The following is a 16231-nucleotide window of genomic DNA, read 5'->3' as shown; positions in this document are numbered from 1 at the left end:
CCCTACGCCGTGCAGGCTTTCTACGCGACCGAGTTCGTCCTGCCCTTGCCGGCAGGCCATCGCTTCCCGATGGCGAAATACGCCATGCTGCGTGATGCGGTGAAAGCCCATCTGCCCGGGGTGCAGCTCTACCAGGCCCACGCAGCCTCGGATGGCGAGCTGGCCTTGGCGCACACGCCCCGCTACATCCGTGCCGTGATGGACGGCCAGCTCAGTGCCGCCGAGATTCGGGAGATCGGCTTCCCCTGGAGCCCCGGCATGGGCGAGCGCGCCCGCCGCTCGGTCGGGGCCACGATACAAGCTTGCCGCACGGCCCTGTTCGAAGGAGAAGGCGTCGCAGCCAATCTGGCGGGCGGCACCCATCATGCGTATGCCGACAAAGGCAGCGGCTTTTGCGTGTTCAACGACGTGGCGGTAGCCACCCGACTGATGCAGGTCGAATGGCAACGCCGCCCAGGGGCATCAAGCCAGGCGCCCTTGCAGGTGGCCGTCATCGATCTGGATGTGCACCAGGGCAATGGCACGGCCAGCATCTTTCAGGGCGACACCTCGGTGTTCACGCTGTCCTTGCATGGCGCCAAGAACTTCCCCTTCCGCAAGGAGCCCAGCTCCTGCGACATCGACCTGCCGGACGGCTGCACAGACGAGCCCTACCTCGATGCCCTGGAGCAAGGCCTGGCGACCCTGGACGCCCGCTTTGAGCCCCAGTTGGTCATCTACCTGGCTGGAGCCGACCCGCACGAAGGCGATCGCCTGGGCCGACTCAAACTGAGTGCCGACGGCATGGCCCAGCGCGACCAACGGGTGTTCGAATGGGCCTGGCAACGGCGCATCCCGGTCGCCATGGCCATGGCCGGCGGCTATGGTCATGACATCGGGACGACGGTCGCCGTACAGCTTCGCACATTTGAAGTGGCACAAGCCGCCTGGCAGCGGTGGCAGCCCGCCCACAATCCGAGCTGAGCGGTCACGCCACCGTCAATGCTGCGGAAACCGCAACCACAACTCCGGGCGGGACAAAGGCGTCTCGGGGGGCAGCAAGGGGTTGCGCAACTCGATGACCCGGCGACGCGACAGCCGCGCCCTTTCGATCTGCTCGGCGTGGTACGAGTAGAAGAGCCGGTCGAATCGCCCATCAGCAATGAGTCGCTCCAGCCCCAGCCGGATGCGCTCGGCCAGCGCAGCATCGGACTTGGCCACGAAAAAGTACACCGCAGCCGGATAGTGCAGAACGATGCTGTCGTCCACCATCAGGCCATCTGCGCGATGCCAGTTGGCTTCGGTCCAGATCTCACCGACAGACCTGGGCATGTAGTCGAAGCGCCCCCGGCCCAGCATCTTGAACAGGCTGCCGTAGTTGGTGGAGGTCATCACCTTCAAACCATTCGCCCGCAGGATATCGGTATCCGGCCACTCCGCAGCCTGACCCGCTGTCAGCTGAGCCAGCTGAGCGGCATCTGAGACACGGGCCAGCATGCCGCTGCGGCTGGCATGAATGAGCGCCAGCCTCCAGCCGATCAGCCCTTTGTAGATCGGAATACGGATAGGCAGAACCATCTTTTCGCGCTCGACCGTGGTCATGCTCCACGTGACCCGCAAGCCTTGCCCGCTGCGCAAGGCCAGCAGCGCACGTTCCTGGTTCATGACTTCGGCCGCCGGACGCAACTCAACGGGAGTTCCCCCGTCACTCAAGGCCAGACGGAGCAATTCCACAGCGTAATCACCTCGGTGATCGCCCGCCGACTCTGGCCGTGGGTAGGTGATCACCTCGGCCGCCAACACGACTGATCCCCCCATGCAGGCCAGCAGGCCGATGAGGAGCAGCTTTCTCAGCATGACCCGTCCTCTCTGTTGCGTCCGCGCATGGGGGACCGCATTGCGGCCCATGCACGCTACTATGTGACTACCATAGCATCTCTGCAGCACGCGCCTTGCAGGGAAAGGCCCTCAAATCGGCAGGATGAAACGATGCGGCCCTCGATCTCGCGACTGATGACGGTGATGGTCCTGGCAATCAGCCTCTTCGTGGCGTTGATTGCTGCCGCATATCAGGTTCATGCAGCCTACCGCAACGGCATCGCCGACATCGAGCAGCATCTCAAGCTGATCGAGTCCACCCATGTGCCGTCCCTTGCTGCCCAGGTCTGGGCGCTCGACCATGCCCTGATCGATCGGCAGATCGAAGGCATTGCCCAGCTGCCCGATGTGAGCCATGTCAGCGTGACCGGAGACCTGCCCTTTCCGGTGCGCATGATCGGGTCGCCTACGCCCCCTGATGCCGCGGCCAGCGCCCCGGTGCTGCAGCGCACCTTCAAGCTCATGTATGCCGATCCCGAAAGCGATGCGCCCGCCCAGCAGGTCGGCGAGTTGCATGTCGAGGCCTCGCTGGTCGGGCTGCATCACCGACTCACCCAGATGGCATGGACCATCGTCACGACCGAACTGCTGCGGGCCCTGGCACTGGCTACCGCCATCATCATCGTGATGCGCCTGTTCGTGCTGCGCCCCCTGGCAAGCATCGCCGACCATGCCCGAAGCACCAGACTGGACCAGCTGGACCAGTCCTTGACGCTGGACCGACCGGGTGGCACCCGCCACGACGAAATCGACACCCTGGTGCAAGCCTTCAACCAGATGCGAAGCTCGCTCAAGGAGGAAATGGAGAAGCGGGAGGAAACCGAGCGCCGCAGTCGTCAATGGCAGATCGACCAGGAAGCCCGGCTGCTGGCCGACGAAGCCAAGCGGGCGTTTTTCTCACACATGAGCCACGAGATCCGCACGCCCATGAACGCGATCATCGGCATGTCCGAACTGGCGCTGCAACATGAGCTGGCCGAACAACCGCGCCGCTACATCAGCAAGGTTCAGACGGCCAGCAAGATGCTGCTGGCCCTGGTCAACGACGTGCTGGACTACGCCAAGATCGACTCCGGTCAGCTGCAACTTGAGCGGGTTGAATTCACGCTCGACGATCTGCTCGACGGGGTCGTCGACCTCGTTGCCCAGCAGGTGGCGGACAAGGGCATCGAGTTGCTGTTGGACACGCCCGCCAGGTCGCCGCAACGGCTGTTGGGCGACCCGCTGCGGCTCCATCAGATTTGCTGAACCTGGTCTCCAATGCCGTGAAATTCACCGATGCGGGCGAGGTCCGCATCAGCGTGGTGCCCACCCCGGTCGGCCCGCAGCGCGTGATGCTGAGACTCGCCGTCGATGACACCGGACCGGGGCTGACGGCCGAGCAGCAGGCCCGCTTGTTCCAGCCTTTTGTGCAGGCCGACCGGACCACCACCCGCCGCTATGGCGGAACCGGCCTGGGGCTGGCCATCTCGCAACGCCTGGCCGAGCTGATGGGGGCGGAAATCGACGTCCGCAGCAGTCCCGGTAAAGGCAGCACCTTCGCCCTGACGATCACGCTGGACACGCCGCCAGACGCCATCGAGTCCCCAACCGTCATGCCGCGACTGGACAAGCGCAACGTGCTGTTGGTGGACGACAACCAGGCGGCCCTCGACCTGCTGGCCAACATGGCAAGCCAGTTGGGAGCCCAGGCCCTCACCACGATAGATGGCGCATCGGCGCTCAAGGTCATCGCCGACGGCCTGGTGAAAGGTCATGCCCCCGATCTGGTCGTCATCGACTGGCTGATGCCCCATATGGATGGCTTGACGTGTGCACGCCGACTGGACTCGCTGGGCTACACCGGCACCATCTGGCTGATGTGCCCGGCCTTCCAGCGAGACGAGCTGGACAGGCTGCAGGAGCGCAGCCCATGCCAGATAGTCAGGCGTATCGTCGACAAGCCGCTGTCGTGGTCGAGCTGGCGTGAAGCCGCCCCCGAGACAGCCCCAGCCACGGCAAGCCTGACCCATGAAGACGCCTTGAACGCGCTCACCGGCAAACGGGTGCTGGTGGTTGAAGACACCCCACTCAATCAGGAACTGGCGGTGGCCCTGCTCAAGCAGGCGGGCATCACGGCCAAGGTGGCGGCACACGGCGAAGCGGCCATCGACGCGCTGCAGGAAGCCGATTTCGACCTCATCTTGATGGACTGCCGCATGCCCGTCATGGATGGCTACACGGCCACCCGGCTCATTAGACAAGACCCTCGCTGGCGCAAACTGCCCATCCTGGGCATGTCCGCCAACACCAGTCAGGAAGACCAGGCCTTGGCCCGGGCCGCAGGCATGGACGACTACATCGGCAAGCCGATCGACACCCGGGTGCTGTTCAGCACGCTGGGGCGCTGGTTGTCTACGCCGCCCACACGCACCTGATCAATCTGAGTCCTTGTGGGGAGAGATCGGCTGCACTGACTCCAACTCGGCCGTGGTCCACTCGTTCAGCAAACGGTAGCCCAGTGCCAGCATGGTGGGGCCGAGGAACACCCCGATGACACCGAAGGCGAGCACCCCCCCCAGCACGCCAAGGAACACGATGGCAAAAGGCAGGCTGGAGCCTCGGCTGATGATGAAGGGCTTGATGACGTTGTCCACCGTGCTGACGATGAAGAAACCCCAGGCGGCCACAAAGATGGCCCAACCCATGTCGCCCTGCTGGAACAGCCAGATGGCTGCACCGCCCCAGATCAAGGGCGGCCCCACCGGGATCACCGAGAAGAAGAAGGTCACGACGCCCAGCAGCATGGCCCCCGGCACCCCGCCAATGGCAAAGCCGATGGCGGCCAGCACCCCCTGCGCCAGCGCCGTGCCCAGGATGCCGTAGATCACCCCGGTAACGGTCCCGCGAGCGATGTCGAGCAGGTAGCTGGCCCGCTGGCCCGCCAGACGCACCATGGCAATCCGCAAACGGCGCGCCAGGGCCTCGCCGTGCAGCAGCAGGAAGAATGCCAGGAACACCGACATCGCCAGATCGATGACACCTTTGCCGATGGCACGGCCACCCATGAGGGCCCAATCACGCGCCGGCTCGGCCAGCTTCTGCAACTCGTCAATGAGGCGTTGCCCGTTGTGCGCAAACTGCTGCCAATAGTCGTACACCGCATTGCCGATGAGTGGAATGCGGCGCAGCCAGTCCGGTGCATCGGGCAAGCCGCTGCGGGTGAAGGCCGTCATCGCCCGCCCCAACTCGGCCACGTTGTCTGCCATCCCGAGGGCGACCGCCACCACCGGCCCCAGCACGACCACCGTCACCAGGAGGGTGACCAGGGCAGCTGCCAGTGTGCGCCGACCACCCACCCAGCGGTCCAGCACCACCAGCAGATGCCAGCAGGTGGTGGCCAGGATGGCGGCCCACACCAGCGAAGTCAGGAAGGGCCACATGACCAGCACGCAACCTGCCGCCAGCAGGCTCAGGGCCACAGTGGCCAGCAATCGATCAGAACGGGGGCTTTCCATGAACGGCAATCAGGAGGGGCGAGAACAAGCCGTCATCCTCCCACAAACAGCCAACCCGCAGCTACACAACAGAAGCCACATGCCTCCGCCGGTCTGGCGTGGTCAATCATTCGTAGGCTGACAAGCGCAGTTGTTCGTTGGGAGAAAACAGCTGGTTCTTGAGTTGTTCCGCGCGAGCCGGATCACTGGCCTTGGCGGCCTTGTACTGCTGGATCCGATCTTGCCAATCCGCCTCCTCCCGATCCAGGGCTTCGAGCCGGCGCGTCGCGTCGGCGCCTACCATCTCGGTACGGATCTCTCTGATCTGCGCAGCGGTGGCCCCTTCACGCCGGGCCTGCTCCACCCGCTCCGACAGCGTCAGGTGCAACAGGGGCTGCTCCACATCGGCACGGGCCGCCGGACTCAACTGGCCTGCCAGCGACGCCAGCGCCTCGCGCCGCTGCGCCTCGGTCAGGCTCTTGTCCTGAAGGATGCTCATCTTGCGAACCATGTAGTCCTCGTACTCGTCGCCTTGCGCAAACAGCGCTGCAATCTCCGCGGCATCGAAATACTGGGCACGCAGGTCACGGATGACCTGGAATGAGTGCGCCAGTGCCGCAGCAGACCCGTCGCTGGACTGGCCCGCTTGCACCGAGGCCAGTGCCGTCTTGAACTGCAGGTATTTGTCCAGCAGACGCGTGGCCTCACTCAAGCCTTTCGCATTCAGGCTTCGCCGCAGATCGTTCAGGATGGCTTCACGGATTTGAGGCACCGTGCGCTCGCCAATGGCCGCCAGATGGTACTCAAACCGCTTGATCAACTCGGGACTCATGAGCAGGTCTCCGTTGCCCTGTGCAAAGCGCCCATCGGCCTCGGTACCCACGTGCGTCCGGGTCCCATCGTCGCCTGAAGCCGCGGTGGCAGAAGCGGCGCTTGAAACCGCATCGACCGATTGCCGAGCCCCCTCACCACCCGACATGACCTGTACGGCCGCCACGATCACCCCTGCGGAGACCAGCCCCAAGGCCAGTGCCCACGAACGCCCAGTCCGGCCCTTTCGCTGTATGACCACGTGTTTGTTCATCCTGCCAACTCACTTCAAGCCAATCAAAAAGGGACCGCCTTGGCGGTCCCTGCGTCATGAGGGCGGACTCCCTCAGACGCCAGCCAACTTCAGGCGGTTGGCATGCTGGCGATACAGCTGAACCGGGTTGGTTTCGAAGATGTTGACCAGGCCCAGGGTCTGGTTGACTTCGTCCATGTGGTTCATGCCGTAATCCACACGGATGACCTTGCCCAGGGCCATGGAACAGGTCGACACCAGGCCATCATTGGCCGAACTGAAGAAGGCGCTCGACAGCGTCAACACCGGGTCCATCGGGTCGAGCACATTGGTGTAGGGCTTGTTGCCACCCCAGGAGTAGTAACGCACACCACGCACGACCTCGGCCCCACCCGAGCACCCACTGGTGGGCACCCCTGCCGGGAACTTGGCGTTGAAAGCGGTCGAGCCCGCCGTGGTCAGGGACACCAGCGCGGCCTCGGCATTGGCCGGCAGCGACGAGTTGCCAGACAACGCCTGGATCAGGGCCACCAGGGTGCTGTTGGCCACCTTCGCCACGGCAGATGTGATCGGACTGCCACTGGGCAGCACCCCACGCACCGCATCCGCAAAGTCGGAACCTCGGTTGACACCGCCCACACTGGTGACGGAAGCCACCAGTTCCGGTGCCACACCGGCCACATAGCGCGCAGTCGGGCCACCATGGCTGTGGCCAATCAGGTTGACCTTGCTGGCACCGGTGATGGCCAGGATCTGCTTGACCTGGGTGAGCAGCTGCTCGCCACGCACTTCGGTCGAGTTGGCCGCCGACACCTGGGTCACGTAGACCGTGGCCCCATCAGAACGCAAGGCGGACGGAATGCCATACCAGTAGTCAATGCCCAGAATGCTGTCAAAGCCGAACAGGCCATGCACCAGCACGATGGGGTATTTAGTCTGGGTATAGCCGGTAGCAGCTTGTGCTGGCTGGAAGGCCAGCATCACGGCAGCGATGATGGCCATGGCCATCGCGAACAGACGATTCTTCATCCATGTCTCCTCAAGCGGGTGGTTCGGTGGAAACGGTCCTCGCTGGGGGCGCTTGATGGGGTCTATCGCCCCTTGCGCCTCTGTCATCCGTGTCATGCGTCATGAACCCTTCGGCTCATGGACGGAAATGGTCGTTTCAAACGCATGACCGGCCTCTTGGAACAAACCCCAGGAAACGCTGCCCCCCATGTTTGGAGGCCTGGAAATCACCCTGGGTTAACCCGCCACCACAGGCAAGTCCTGATGGGGTTACCCCCAGACACGGAAAAACCTGCTTTTCACCCGTGCGCGGCACCCTGCTCCGGCACAATGTGGCCCCATGATCGAAGCGACCATTCCAGATCAGAACGAGAGCCACAGCTTCGAAAGCTACTTCCGCGATCCGGACTACCCGCCGGCGCAGCCCCTGGCCTGGGCCTTGAGCCAGCGCCTGGATGCGCTGGACGCCTTGCGCGGCCTGTTTTCCGGCCCGCAGGCCTTGGTGCAACTGCGCCTGTGGTGTTTCATGGAGCTGGCCAGCCAGCCGCAGGCCCGCCTGTCACGCGATGACCTGAACCGCCTGTTCCATGCCGTGCTGCCAGAGGCCCTGGACAGCGTGCTCAAGCGGCTGCGTGAACTGAACCTGCTGGTCTGGGATGCCACCCCGCAGGACTACCACCTCTCCCCCCTGGCGCAGCAGGTGCATGCCTTGCTGGCCCCCCTCACGGCACCGACCACCGACGAGCACGACGAGATGGGTGCCTTGCTGGCCCAGGTGGCCGGCGCCCAGCAACTGGGCCTGGTGACCACCAACCAGCTCAAGCACCTGCACGCCCAGCTCGCCCGCCTGCACGACGAGTTTGCCGAAGCCATTGCCAGCGGATCGGAGGCCCGCCTGCGCGCCGCCCAGCCGCGCTTCGACCGCGCCCTGCAGTTGGTCGACCGGGCCGGCCAGGCGCTGACCGCACTGATCCGCGCCGAGCACGAAGACCCACGCCTCGAACGTGAAGCCCGCGCCATCGGCCACGAGCAGGCCAGGCTGCTGGCCATGGCCAGCCAGTTCACCCGCGCCCTGCAACAGGCCGACCGCCAGCGTGTCACCCTGGGCTCCACGGGCCTGACCACCTCTGATGTGCGCGCCTGGCTGCAAGCGCACCCCGCTCTGTATGAGCTACTGGGCAACGCTCTGTCACTGCCTGTGCGCCCGGTCATGGTCAGCCAGCATGATCTGGTTGACGTGGCCGAGGGTGAGTTCGAGCGTGATCGCCCGGACCCAAGCCGCAGCGCGGGCCTGCCGCCGCCGGCGGAAGCCGCATCCGGTTCCATCGAAACCCTGAGCCTGCCTGCCGAACTGGGCGCCCTGCTCACCACGCTCACACGCTGGCAGACCACGAAGAACGACCCCGCACCAGTTCTGGAGGCCCGCCCGGTGAGCGACGCCATCCTCGGCGGGCGCTTTGCCCAGGCGGCCTACCGCATGCAGCTGATGCCCCTGTTGGGTGACGCCCAGGCGCAAACCCTCAAGGGCCTCACCGGTGACCTGGCTCGGGCCCCCTGGCACTACCAGCTCACCGCCACCATCCTGACCACCGACGACGAAGCCGTGGCCCGCATCAGCGAGGGCACCCTGACCCCGCAAGCGGCCCCCGTTGCGTCGGCCGACCTTTCCGATTCCGAACAAGCATGAGCACCCATCTGGATGACGCCGCGCTGCTCGCGGCCGAACTGCTGGCGCGTCGCTGGCTGCCCCGCCAGCACCCCAAGGTCAAGCGCGCCCTGATCGATGCCGACCTGTGGGCGGCCACGCAGGAGCGTCTGGCCCAGGTCGGCCTGCGCCTGATCGACAACCTCTACGCCGACCATGTCAGCGTCGCCCTGCTGCGCCCAGCCGAAGCCAGCGTGTTTGGCGAGGCCGGTCTCAACAGCCACAACAACATCGACCTGCCCCGCGATGCCGTTTCACTGCTGGTGGTGCTGTGGGCGCTGATCGTGCTGCCCAAGCGCGAGCGCCAGGCCGCCCGCGCAGCCAACACCGACGGTGAAGACCAGAATGACATGTTCGGCAAGGAGCGCCCTGTGCCCACCGCGGCCAGCGTCAGCCCCATGGTGTCCTACCGCGCCTTGCTGGCCGACTTCGGCGTGCAGCTCGGCAAGAAGACCCGCCTGGACACCAACCTGAAGCGCCTGGAACACCACGGCTTCATCGTCCGCAAGGGTGAGGACATCGCCGAAGGCCCGCTGCTCGATCTGCTGATCGATTACGACGCCATTGCGCCGCGCATCCTGCAAGGTGCCCTGGGCGATGTGCTGGCCCAGGCCAAGCAACTCACGGCCAACCTGCCGCTGGCCCTGCTCCATCCAGAACAGGAAGCCCTGGAAGAGCTGCCCGACGAAGCCGCTGACGACGACACGAACCCCAACGAGGCCTGACCCCGATGTTTCACCTGCAAAGCCTCGAACTGCTGCATTGGGACTACTGCCAGCGCCTCACCCTGCCGCTGGATGGCGCCATCATCACCGTGGCCGGCCCCAACGGTTCCGGCAAGACCACCCTGCTCGATGCCATGCGCACCCTGCTGGGCCTGGACTGCTCGGGCGGCCGCAACTACAAGACCTACGCCCGCCACGCCAATGCCGACAGCGCCTGGCTGCGCGCCACGGTGGACAACCGTCCGCGCAACCGCCAGTCGTCCAACCGCCCCTTCGCCCGCTGCCTGCTCTACAGCGACATGGTCACCCTGGCCTGCCGCATCGACCGCAACGGTGGTGACTGGGTGCGCCGCTACATCATGGTGGAAGGCGATGTGTCCATCGAAGAGCTGATCGCCCGTGGCGACCGCGACTGGCTAGGCATCGACAACTGGCGCAAGCGCCTGGAAGGCGCCGGCCTGTCCCGCGCGATTGCCAAGGTGCTGGCCCTCGAACAAGGCCAGACCGACCGCCTGTGCGAATACAGCCCCAAGGAGCTGCTCAAGCTGGTGTTCGACGTGTTCGGCGACCAGGAAGTGCTGGACCGCTACGAAGAGGCGCGTGGACACCAGAAGCAGCTCACGCAGGAAGTGGAAGGGGCCGAGCGCGAGCTCTCGCACGGCAAGGCTCAGCGTGCCGAGCTCGAATCCCGCGTCAACCTGTTCCGCCAGTACGAACTCAAGTGCCAGGAGCGCGAGACGCTCTCGACCGAAGTGGTGCCCGTGCTGAGCAGCCACGAAACCCGCCGCAGCCTGGCCAACAAGCTGCGGGATCTGCACCGCCAGCGCCTGCAATGGACCGACGATCGGCGCCAGCACAGCCAGGTCAAGACCGACCTGCTGCAGCGCTTGCAGGACCAGACCGATGCGGCTGCCCGGGTGGAAGCCCTGGAGGCCCAGGTCCGCACCGCCCGTCGCGTGCAGGAAGAAGCCCGAGAAGCCGAGCGCCCTGTCGAATTGCTGGTCAAGCGTGCCGACGAACTCGCCGGCTTGGCCATCGTCGAAGGCGATGCCGACAAGCTCACCGTGCGCATCAAGGAGCTCAGCGAACACAAGCAGAAGCTCTCGGCCCAATGGCAGCGCCTGAAGGACCAGCGTGACGACGCACAGCAATCGCTCGCCCAGCTCAAGGGGCAGCGTCAGGCGCCACCGCCGCCCGATGTGGTGCGCTTCCGCCGCGCACTCGACGAAGCCGGTATCCGCCACCACCTGATCGCCGAGATCATCGAGATCACGGACGAACGCTGGCGCGCCGCCGCAGAAGGCGTGCTGCGTGGCAGCCGCTGGGTCGTGGTGCTGGGCGATGAACGCCAGGAAGCCCAGGCCATGGCCCTGGCTGAAAAGGAACGCTACCGCCACTACATCGTGGCCGACGCCGAAGACGCCCCGGCGCAGCCCGACGCCACCAGCCTGCTGGCTGTGCTGCAGTTCAGTGCGCCGGCTCCGCGCTGGCTGCTGCGCCAGCTCGAAGGCATCCGCCGCGTGGCCAGCACCGAAGAAGGTGTCCGCGCCCGCGGCGAATGGATCACCCCCGAGGCTTACCACCGCGACAACCGGGGCGGGCGTTCGGTCTGGGTCGACCCGGGTCAGCACCAGTTCGGCGCCAGCGCCATCAGCAACCGCCGGGAAGCCCTGGAAGAACGCCTCACCCAGCTCGATGAGGAGATGACCCGCATCGTGCGCGACCAGGCCTTCTTCGATCGCCAACTGCAGGATGCCCGCCAAGCCGCACAAGGCTTCACCGCAGCCACAGAACTGGCTGACCGAGAAGCAGAATTTGCAGAGGCTCGCCGGCAACTGCCTGTGCTCAAGCAGGCCCGCGCCGATGCTGGCGAGCGCTGGCAACAGCTCGAAGCGCAGCTCAAGCGTGCCGTCGTGGAGCAGACCAACGCCCAGCATGGCTACCGCCAGGCCCAGGAGCGTCTGGCCCACATCGAGCAGCGCAGCGCCCAGCACGAACGCGAGTGGCAGGTGCGCTTCGACGATGTCATCGCCCAGGCCGTGATGGCCCGCGAAGTGAAGCTGCAGCTGCCGGCGCGCTGGCGTGCTGCCGAGCGCATTGCCGACATGCAGGAGCGCTACGGCAATGCCACCCAGGCGCGCCTGCGTGCCGAGGCGGTCGAGCGCGAGCTCAACGAAGGCCAGTGGGAAACCGATGCCACCGTGCTGGAACAGCTCACACTGATGAACGCCAACGTGCTGCGCCAGGAAGACGAGCTCGCCCAGCGCAAGGCGGCCAACGTGGCGGCCGCCATCGCCGTCGACAATGCCCGCGCACGCTACACCGATGTGCTCAAGGTCACGGTGCGGCGCTACCGCAAGAACATCATCGAACTGGGTCAGCTGGCCGGGGTGGAAGTCTCGGCCGAACTGCCCCACCTCGACACCGACGACGCCGGCCTGCGCCAGGCCGAACTGAAGGTGCACTTCAACTTCGACGGCAAGGGCCACATCGGCCTCAACGACGGTGAAGCCTCTGGCGGCCAGCAGGTGATCAAGTCCCTGATCCTGCTGGTGGGCCTGATGAAGGATGATGAAACGCCAGGCGGGTTTGTCTTCATCGACGAACCCTTCGCCCACCTGGACGTGCGCAACATCCAGCTCGTGGGCCACTTCCTGCGCTCCACCCGGGCGCAGTACGTGCTCACCACTCCCATCACCCACAACGTCGAGGTGTTCGAGCCCGCCGATGTGACCCTGGTGACCGCCAAGAAGCCCAAGGGCGCGCGCTGGGCGCCCCCGATCGGGGTGCTGCAACGCCGCCCCCCATCCGACACGTTCTGACCGCCCGGCATGGCCGGATGCGGGAGAACCCCGCCCGCCGTGCCGCGCAAGCGTCAGGCAGCCGACAGTTCCGCCCCCCTGATCTGCGGGGGGGCTGGTCGACCTGCCGCACAAACCCGCAGCAACAAAAAACACCGTTATTCAAAACTGGTCGGGCACCACCACAACCATGTTGAGGAGCCCACCATGTCCCTGCGTTCTCTTCTCCTGGCCTCAGCCAAGGCGCTCGGCGCCAGCCTGCTGTGCAGCCTGGCCGCCCAGGCCGCCTACTTCCAGTGGGAAACCGTGGAATTGCCCGCCTCGTCGGGTGCCACCTGCGGCAATGGCACCCCCTACCGCTTCTTCGTCAACCGAACCCCCTTCACCAGCAAGACGGTGGTGATGTTCGAGGGCGGCGGGGCCTGCTGGGATCAGAACGCCTGCAAGGGCGGCACCCTGCTCGATGCCGTCAACCCCGACGGCATCCCCAGCAACTACATGTCCGACTTCAACCGCCAGGCGCACTGGGGGCTGGTCACCCCCTTCACGGCCCGCATCGACCCTCTCCAGGCCGTGCAGACGCAAAGCTGGAACATCGTCTACCTGGCCTACTGCACCGGTGATGTCCATACCGGCAACCAGACCAATGTGTACGACAACGTCGACCCAAGCAAGCCTCTGGTCTACGCCCACAAGGGCATGGTCAACGCCCAGGCGGTCGCCAAATGGATGGCAGCCAACCTGCCGCGCCCGGCCCACCTGCTGCTGACGGGCTTCTCGGCCGGCGGTGTCGGCTCAACCGCCCTTTACCCCTGGTTCCGCGAAACCATCAACCCGAAAAAGATGGCGCTGCTAGCCGACGCCGGCCCGCTGTTCAACGTACCGCGCACGGCCTCGGCCAGCGAGGCACCGTCCGTGCTGCTGCACAACAAGATCCGGGCGGTCTGGGGGCTCGACGGCACCAATGGCCTCGTCACCCAACTGGTGAGCAAATACCCCAGCGCAGGCAGCGCTGACAACCTGGGCTCCATCACCAGCGGCCTGGGCAAGCTCTACCCCAATGACCGCATTGGCTATGCCGTGGCGCAAGAGGATGCGATCTTCTCGGCGTTCTCGTACCAGAAGTTCTACCCGGAGATCGCCAACGCGGCATCAGACGACGAACGACTGGCCCTCATCAACGCCAAGTGGCGCCAGGAAATCCAGCCCTGGCTGACGATGATGTCCCCCTACAGCAACGTGGGCTACTACGTGCCCAACTGGCGGGAACTCAACGATGCCCACTGCCTGACCATCGTGACCTTTGGCGGCACCAGCATCACCGAGAAGAACCTCGATTCGATCAACGTCTTCGTCAACAACCTGCTTGATGGCTCCGGGCCGGTCATGCGTGCCTATGAGACCAACCGCAGCCACAACCGCATCCTGCTGAGCGACATCCTGGCCGACCTGCTCGCCAAGATCCTGCCCATCTGATGGGCTGACAACGCACCATGAAAAAAGCCGGGCATGCAGCCCGGCTTTGCTTTGCTCAATGCCCTGAGGGGATCATGCAGCCAGACGCTGCTCGATCTTGGCCTTGGTGGCCGGCATCTCTGCAGGCAGATGGAAGGACAGTTGCTGGAAAAGCTCTTCGTGCAGCTTCAGCTCTTGTGCCCAGGCCGCCTTGTCGATGCCGATCACGGACTGGAACTGTTCCTTGGTGAAGTTCAGGCCATTCCAGTTGATGTCTTCGTAGGTCGGGCTGATGCCGAAGGCGTTCTCGACACCCTTGGCCGAACCCTGGATGCGACCCAGCATCCATTCCAGCACGCGCATGTTTTCGCCGTAGCCAGGCCACACGAACTTGCCGTCGGCACCCTTGCGGAACCAGTTCACGCAGTAGACCGGCGGCACCTTGTGGCCAGCGGCCTTCAGCTTGGCGCCCACGTCCAGCCAGTGCTGGAAGTAGTCGCTCATGTTGTAGCCGGCGAACGGCAGCATGGCGAACGGGTCGCGACGCACCACACCTTGCGCGCCAAAGGCGGCAGCGGTGGTTTCGGAACCCATGGTGGCAGCCATGTAGACGCCTTCGGTCCAGTCACGGGCTTCGGTCACCAGCGGCACGGTGGTGGAACGACGGCCACCGAAGATGAAGGCATCGATGGCCACGCCAGCGGGGTTGTCCCACTCGGCATCCAGTGCCGGGTTGTTGGTGGCAGCCACGGTGAAGCGGGCGTTCGGGTGAGCGGCCTTGGCACCGGTTTCCTTGGCGATGGCCGGCGTCCAGTCCTTGCCTTGCCAGTCGATCAGGTGAGCCGGGGCGGTGTCGGTCATCGATTCCCACCACACGTCGCCATCGTCGGTCAGCGCCACGTTCGTGAAGATCACGTCGCGCTGCAGCGAGTTCATGCAGTTCAGGTTGGTCAGCGTGTTGGTGCCAGGGGCCACGCCGAAGTAACCGGCCTCAGGGTTGATGGCGTACAGCTTGCCATCGGCACCCGGCTTGATCCAGGCGATATCGTCACCAATGGTGGTGACCTTCCAGCCGTTGTAGCCCTCAGGCGGAATCAGCATGGAGAAGTTGGTCTTGCCGCAAGCCGAAGGGAAAGCGGCTGCCACGTGGTACTTCTGGCCTTGGGGGTTGGTCACGCCCAACAGCAGCATGTGCTCGGCCAGCCAGCCTTGTTCGCGGCCCATGGTCGAGGCGATACGCAGGGCGAAGCACTTCTTGCCCAGCAGGGCGTTGCCGCCGTAGCCGGAGCCGTAGGACCAGATTTCGCGGGTGGCAGGGTAGTGAACGATGTACTTGACCGTGGGGTTGCAAGGCCACTTCACATCGGCCTGACCCGCTTCCAGCGGCGCACCGACGGTGTGCATGCAAGGCACGAATTCACCATCGGCACCCAGCACGTCGATCACGCCCTTGCCCATGCGCGTCATGAGCTTCATGTTGACCGCCACGTAAGCGCTGTCGGACAGCTCCACACCAATGTGGGCGATGTTCGAGCCCAGGGGGCCCATCGAGAAGGGCACCACATACATGGTGCGGCCCTTCATGCAACCCTTGAACAGGGCGCCTTCGCCAGTCTGCAGCTTGGCGCGCATTTCAGCAGGCTCGCACCAGTTGTTGGTGGGGCCGGCATCTTCCTTGCGTTCGGAGCAGATGAAGGTGCGGTCTTCCACGCGGGCCACGTCGGACGGGTCGGTGCAAGCCAGGAAGGAATTGGGACGCAGCTCGGGGTTGAGCTTCTTGAAGGTACCGGCGGCGACCAGCTGGGCGCACAGGCGGTCATACTCTTCGGTGCTGCCGTCGCACCAGTAGATGTCCTTCGGTTGGCACAGGGCGGCCATTTCGGCTACCCAGGCGATCAGCTTGGCATTCTTGACGTATGCCGGTGCATTGACCTGTGCGGTTTGAGTCATGACAAAGCTCCAAAAAATGAAAAAACAGGGTCTCGACAACGCGGCTTGCTTGAAGCTTGAACTGCGCTCTCGACACCCCGCGGCAAAAAACGGGGAGCCTGCTATTTTAATCCACCTGGAAATTTTTAGGTTCCCCCCTCTTCCCAGGGGTTTGCCTGGGGCTGCCAACTCCGTCACACCGTACGAGGCAG

General features: G+C 64.8%; 12 protein-coding genes. 7 read left to right on the top strand and 5 right to left on the bottom strand.

Features of this window, described 5'->3' with window-relative positions; genetic code table 11:
* The first annotated feature begins 9 nt into the window (after positions 1 to 9).
* Positions 10 to 963 (top strand): histone deacetylase, encoded by a 954-nt coding sequence (locus tag ACE3PH_RS01905; protein WP_374315936.1) that lies wholly within the window; start codon positions 10 to 12, stop codon positions 961 to 963.
* 15 nt (positions 964 to 978) lie between these two features.
* Here ACE3PH_RS01905 and ACE3PH_RS01900 read toward each other — a convergent pair whose 3' ends face one another.
* Positions 979 to 1836, bottom strand: coding sequence for a substrate-binding periplasmic protein (locus ACE3PH_RS01900; protein ID WP_374315934.1), 858 nt, complete (start codon positions 1834 to 1836; stop codon positions 979 to 981).
* A gap of 132 nt (positions 1837 to 1968) precedes the next feature.
* Here ACE3PH_RS01900 and ACE3PH_RS01895 point away from each other — a divergent pair, with 132 nt between their 5' ends.
* Together ACE3PH_RS01895 and ACE3PH_RS01890 are read left to right on the top strand one after the other, a co-directional pair.
* Positions 1969 to 3105, top strand: coding sequence for a histidine kinase dimerization/phospho-acceptor domain-containing protein (locus ACE3PH_RS01895; RefSeq protein WP_374315932.1), 1137 nt, complete (start codon positions 1969 to 1971; stop codon positions 3103 to 3105).
* Positions 3106 to 3122: 17 nt separating this feature from the next.
* A complete protein-coding gene (locus tag ACE3PH_RS01890) occupies positions 3123 to 4274 on the top strand; it encodes a response regulator (protein WP_374315930.1) in 1152 nt (383 codons plus the stop codon).
* On the opposite strand, the gene ACE3PH_RS01885 is transcribed toward ACE3PH_RS01890, so the two are convergent.
* The 3 genes from ACE3PH_RS01885 to ACE3PH_RS01875 all read right to left on the bottom strand — a co-directional run bounded on the left by ACE3PH_RS01885 (position 4275) and on the right by ACE3PH_RS01875 (position 7425).
* Positions 4275 to 5354, bottom strand: coding sequence for an AI-2E family transporter (locus ACE3PH_RS01885; protein ID WP_374315928.1), 1080 nt, complete (start codon positions 5352 to 5354; stop codon positions 4275 to 4277).
* Between the two features lie 106 nt (positions 5355 to 5460).
* Positions 5461 to 6417: a lipase secretion chaperone gene (locus ACE3PH_RS01880; protein WP_374315926.1), complete on the bottom strand. Its 957-nt coding sequence runs from the start codon at positions 6415 to 6417 to the stop codon at positions 5461 to 5463.
* 72 nt (positions 6418 to 6489) lie between these two features.
* The gene (locus tag ACE3PH_RS01875; RefSeq protein ID WP_374315924.1) at positions 6490 to 7425 is read right to left on the bottom strand and encodes a lipase family alpha/beta hydrolase; all 936 of its coding nucleotides are present in this window, start codon (positions 7423 to 7425) and stop codon (positions 6490 to 6492) included.
* Between the two features lie 319 nt (positions 7426 to 7744).
* Here ACE3PH_RS01875 and ACE3PH_RS01870 point away from each other — a divergent pair, with 319 nt between their 5' ends.
* The 4 genes from ACE3PH_RS01870 (at position 7745) to ACE3PH_RS01855 (ending at position 14111) form a co-directional block, all read left to right on the top strand.
* Entirely contained in the window at positions 7745 to 9091 is a 1347-nt protein-coding gene (locus ACE3PH_RS01870) for a hypothetical protein (protein WP_374315922.1), read from the top strand.
* Positions 9088 to 9834: a hypothetical protein gene (locus ACE3PH_RS01865; protein ID WP_374315920.1), complete on the top strand. Its 747-nt coding sequence runs from the start codon at positions 9088 to 9090 to the stop codon at positions 9832 to 9834. The genes ACE3PH_RS01870 and ACE3PH_RS01865 overlap by 4 nt, the downstream gene beginning before the upstream one ends.
* Positions 9835 to 9839: 5 nt before the next feature.
* Positions 9840 to 12656, top strand: coding sequence for an ATP-binding protein (locus tag ACE3PH_RS01860; RefSeq protein WP_374315918.1), 2817 nt, complete (start codon positions 9840 to 9842; stop codon positions 12654 to 12656).
* A gap of 186 nt (positions 12657 to 12842) precedes the next feature.
* Positions 12843 to 14111 (top strand): pectin acetylesterase-family hydrolase, encoded by a 1269-nt coding sequence (locus tag ACE3PH_RS01855; RefSeq protein ID WP_374315916.1) that lies wholly within the window; start codon positions 12843 to 12845, stop codon positions 14109 to 14111.
* A 72-nt stretch (positions 14112 to 14183) separates the two neighbouring features.
* Here the strand turns inward: ACE3PH_RS01855 and ACE3PH_RS01850 are convergent, their stop codons facing one another.
* The gene (locus ACE3PH_RS01850; protein ID WP_374315914.1) at positions 14184 to 16040 is read right to left on the bottom strand and encodes a phosphoenolpyruvate carboxykinase (GTP); all 1857 of its coding nucleotides are present in this window, start codon (positions 16038 to 16040) and stop codon (positions 14184 to 14186) included.
* Positions 16041 to 16231: the final 191 nt, after the last annotated feature.

The organism is Aquabacterium sp. (genome assembly GCF_041909175.1).
Taxonomy (GTDB): domain Bacteria; phylum Pseudomonadota; class Gammaproteobacteria; order Burkholderiales; family Burkholderiaceae_C; genus Aquabacterium.
This window is presented reverse-complemented; position numbering and strand designations above follow the sequence as displayed.

What these genes read in the sequence shown, in the direction of transcription:
- ACE3PH_RS01870 (WP_374315922.1), top strand. Translation starts at nt 7,745, where the DNA reads ATGATCGAAGCGACCATTCCAGATCAGAACGAGAGCCACAGCTTCGAA.
- ACE3PH_RS01850 (WP_374315914.1), bottom strand. Translation starts at nt 16,040, where the DNA reads ATGACTCAAACCGCACAGGTCAATGCACCGGCATACGTCAAGAATGCC.
- ACE3PH_RS01895 (WP_374315932.1), top strand. Translation starts at nt 1,969, where the DNA reads ATGCGGCCCTCGATCTCGCGACTGATGACGGTGATGGTCCTGGCAATC.
- ACE3PH_RS01900 (WP_374315934.1), bottom strand. Translation starts at nt 1,836, where the DNA reads ATGCTGAGAAAGCTGCTCCTCATCGGCCTGCTGGCCTGCATGGGGGGA.
- ACE3PH_RS01885 (WP_374315928.1), bottom strand. Translation starts at nt 5,354, where the DNA reads ATGGAAAGCCCCCGTTCTGATCGATTGCTGGCCACTGTGGCCCTGAGC.
- ACE3PH_RS01875 (WP_374315924.1), bottom strand. Translation starts at nt 7,425, where the DNA reads ATGAAGAATCGTCTGTTCGCGATGGCCATGGCCATCATCGCTGCCGTG.
- ACE3PH_RS01880 (WP_374315926.1), bottom strand. Translation starts at nt 6,417, where the DNA reads ATGAACAAACACGTGGTCATACAGCGAAAGGGCCGGACTGGGCGTTCG.
- ACE3PH_RS01865 (WP_374315920.1), top strand. Translation starts at nt 9,088, where the DNA reads ATGAGCACCCATCTGGATGACGCCGCGCTGCTCGCGGCCGAACTGCTG.
- ACE3PH_RS01855 (WP_374315916.1), top strand. Translation starts at nt 12,843, where the DNA reads ATGTCCCTGCGTTCTCTTCTCCTGGCCTCAGCCAAGGCGCTCGGCGCC.
- ACE3PH_RS01860 (WP_374315918.1), top strand. Translation starts at nt 9,840, where the DNA reads ATGTTTCACCTGCAAAGCCTCGAACTGCTGCATTGGGACTACTGCCAG.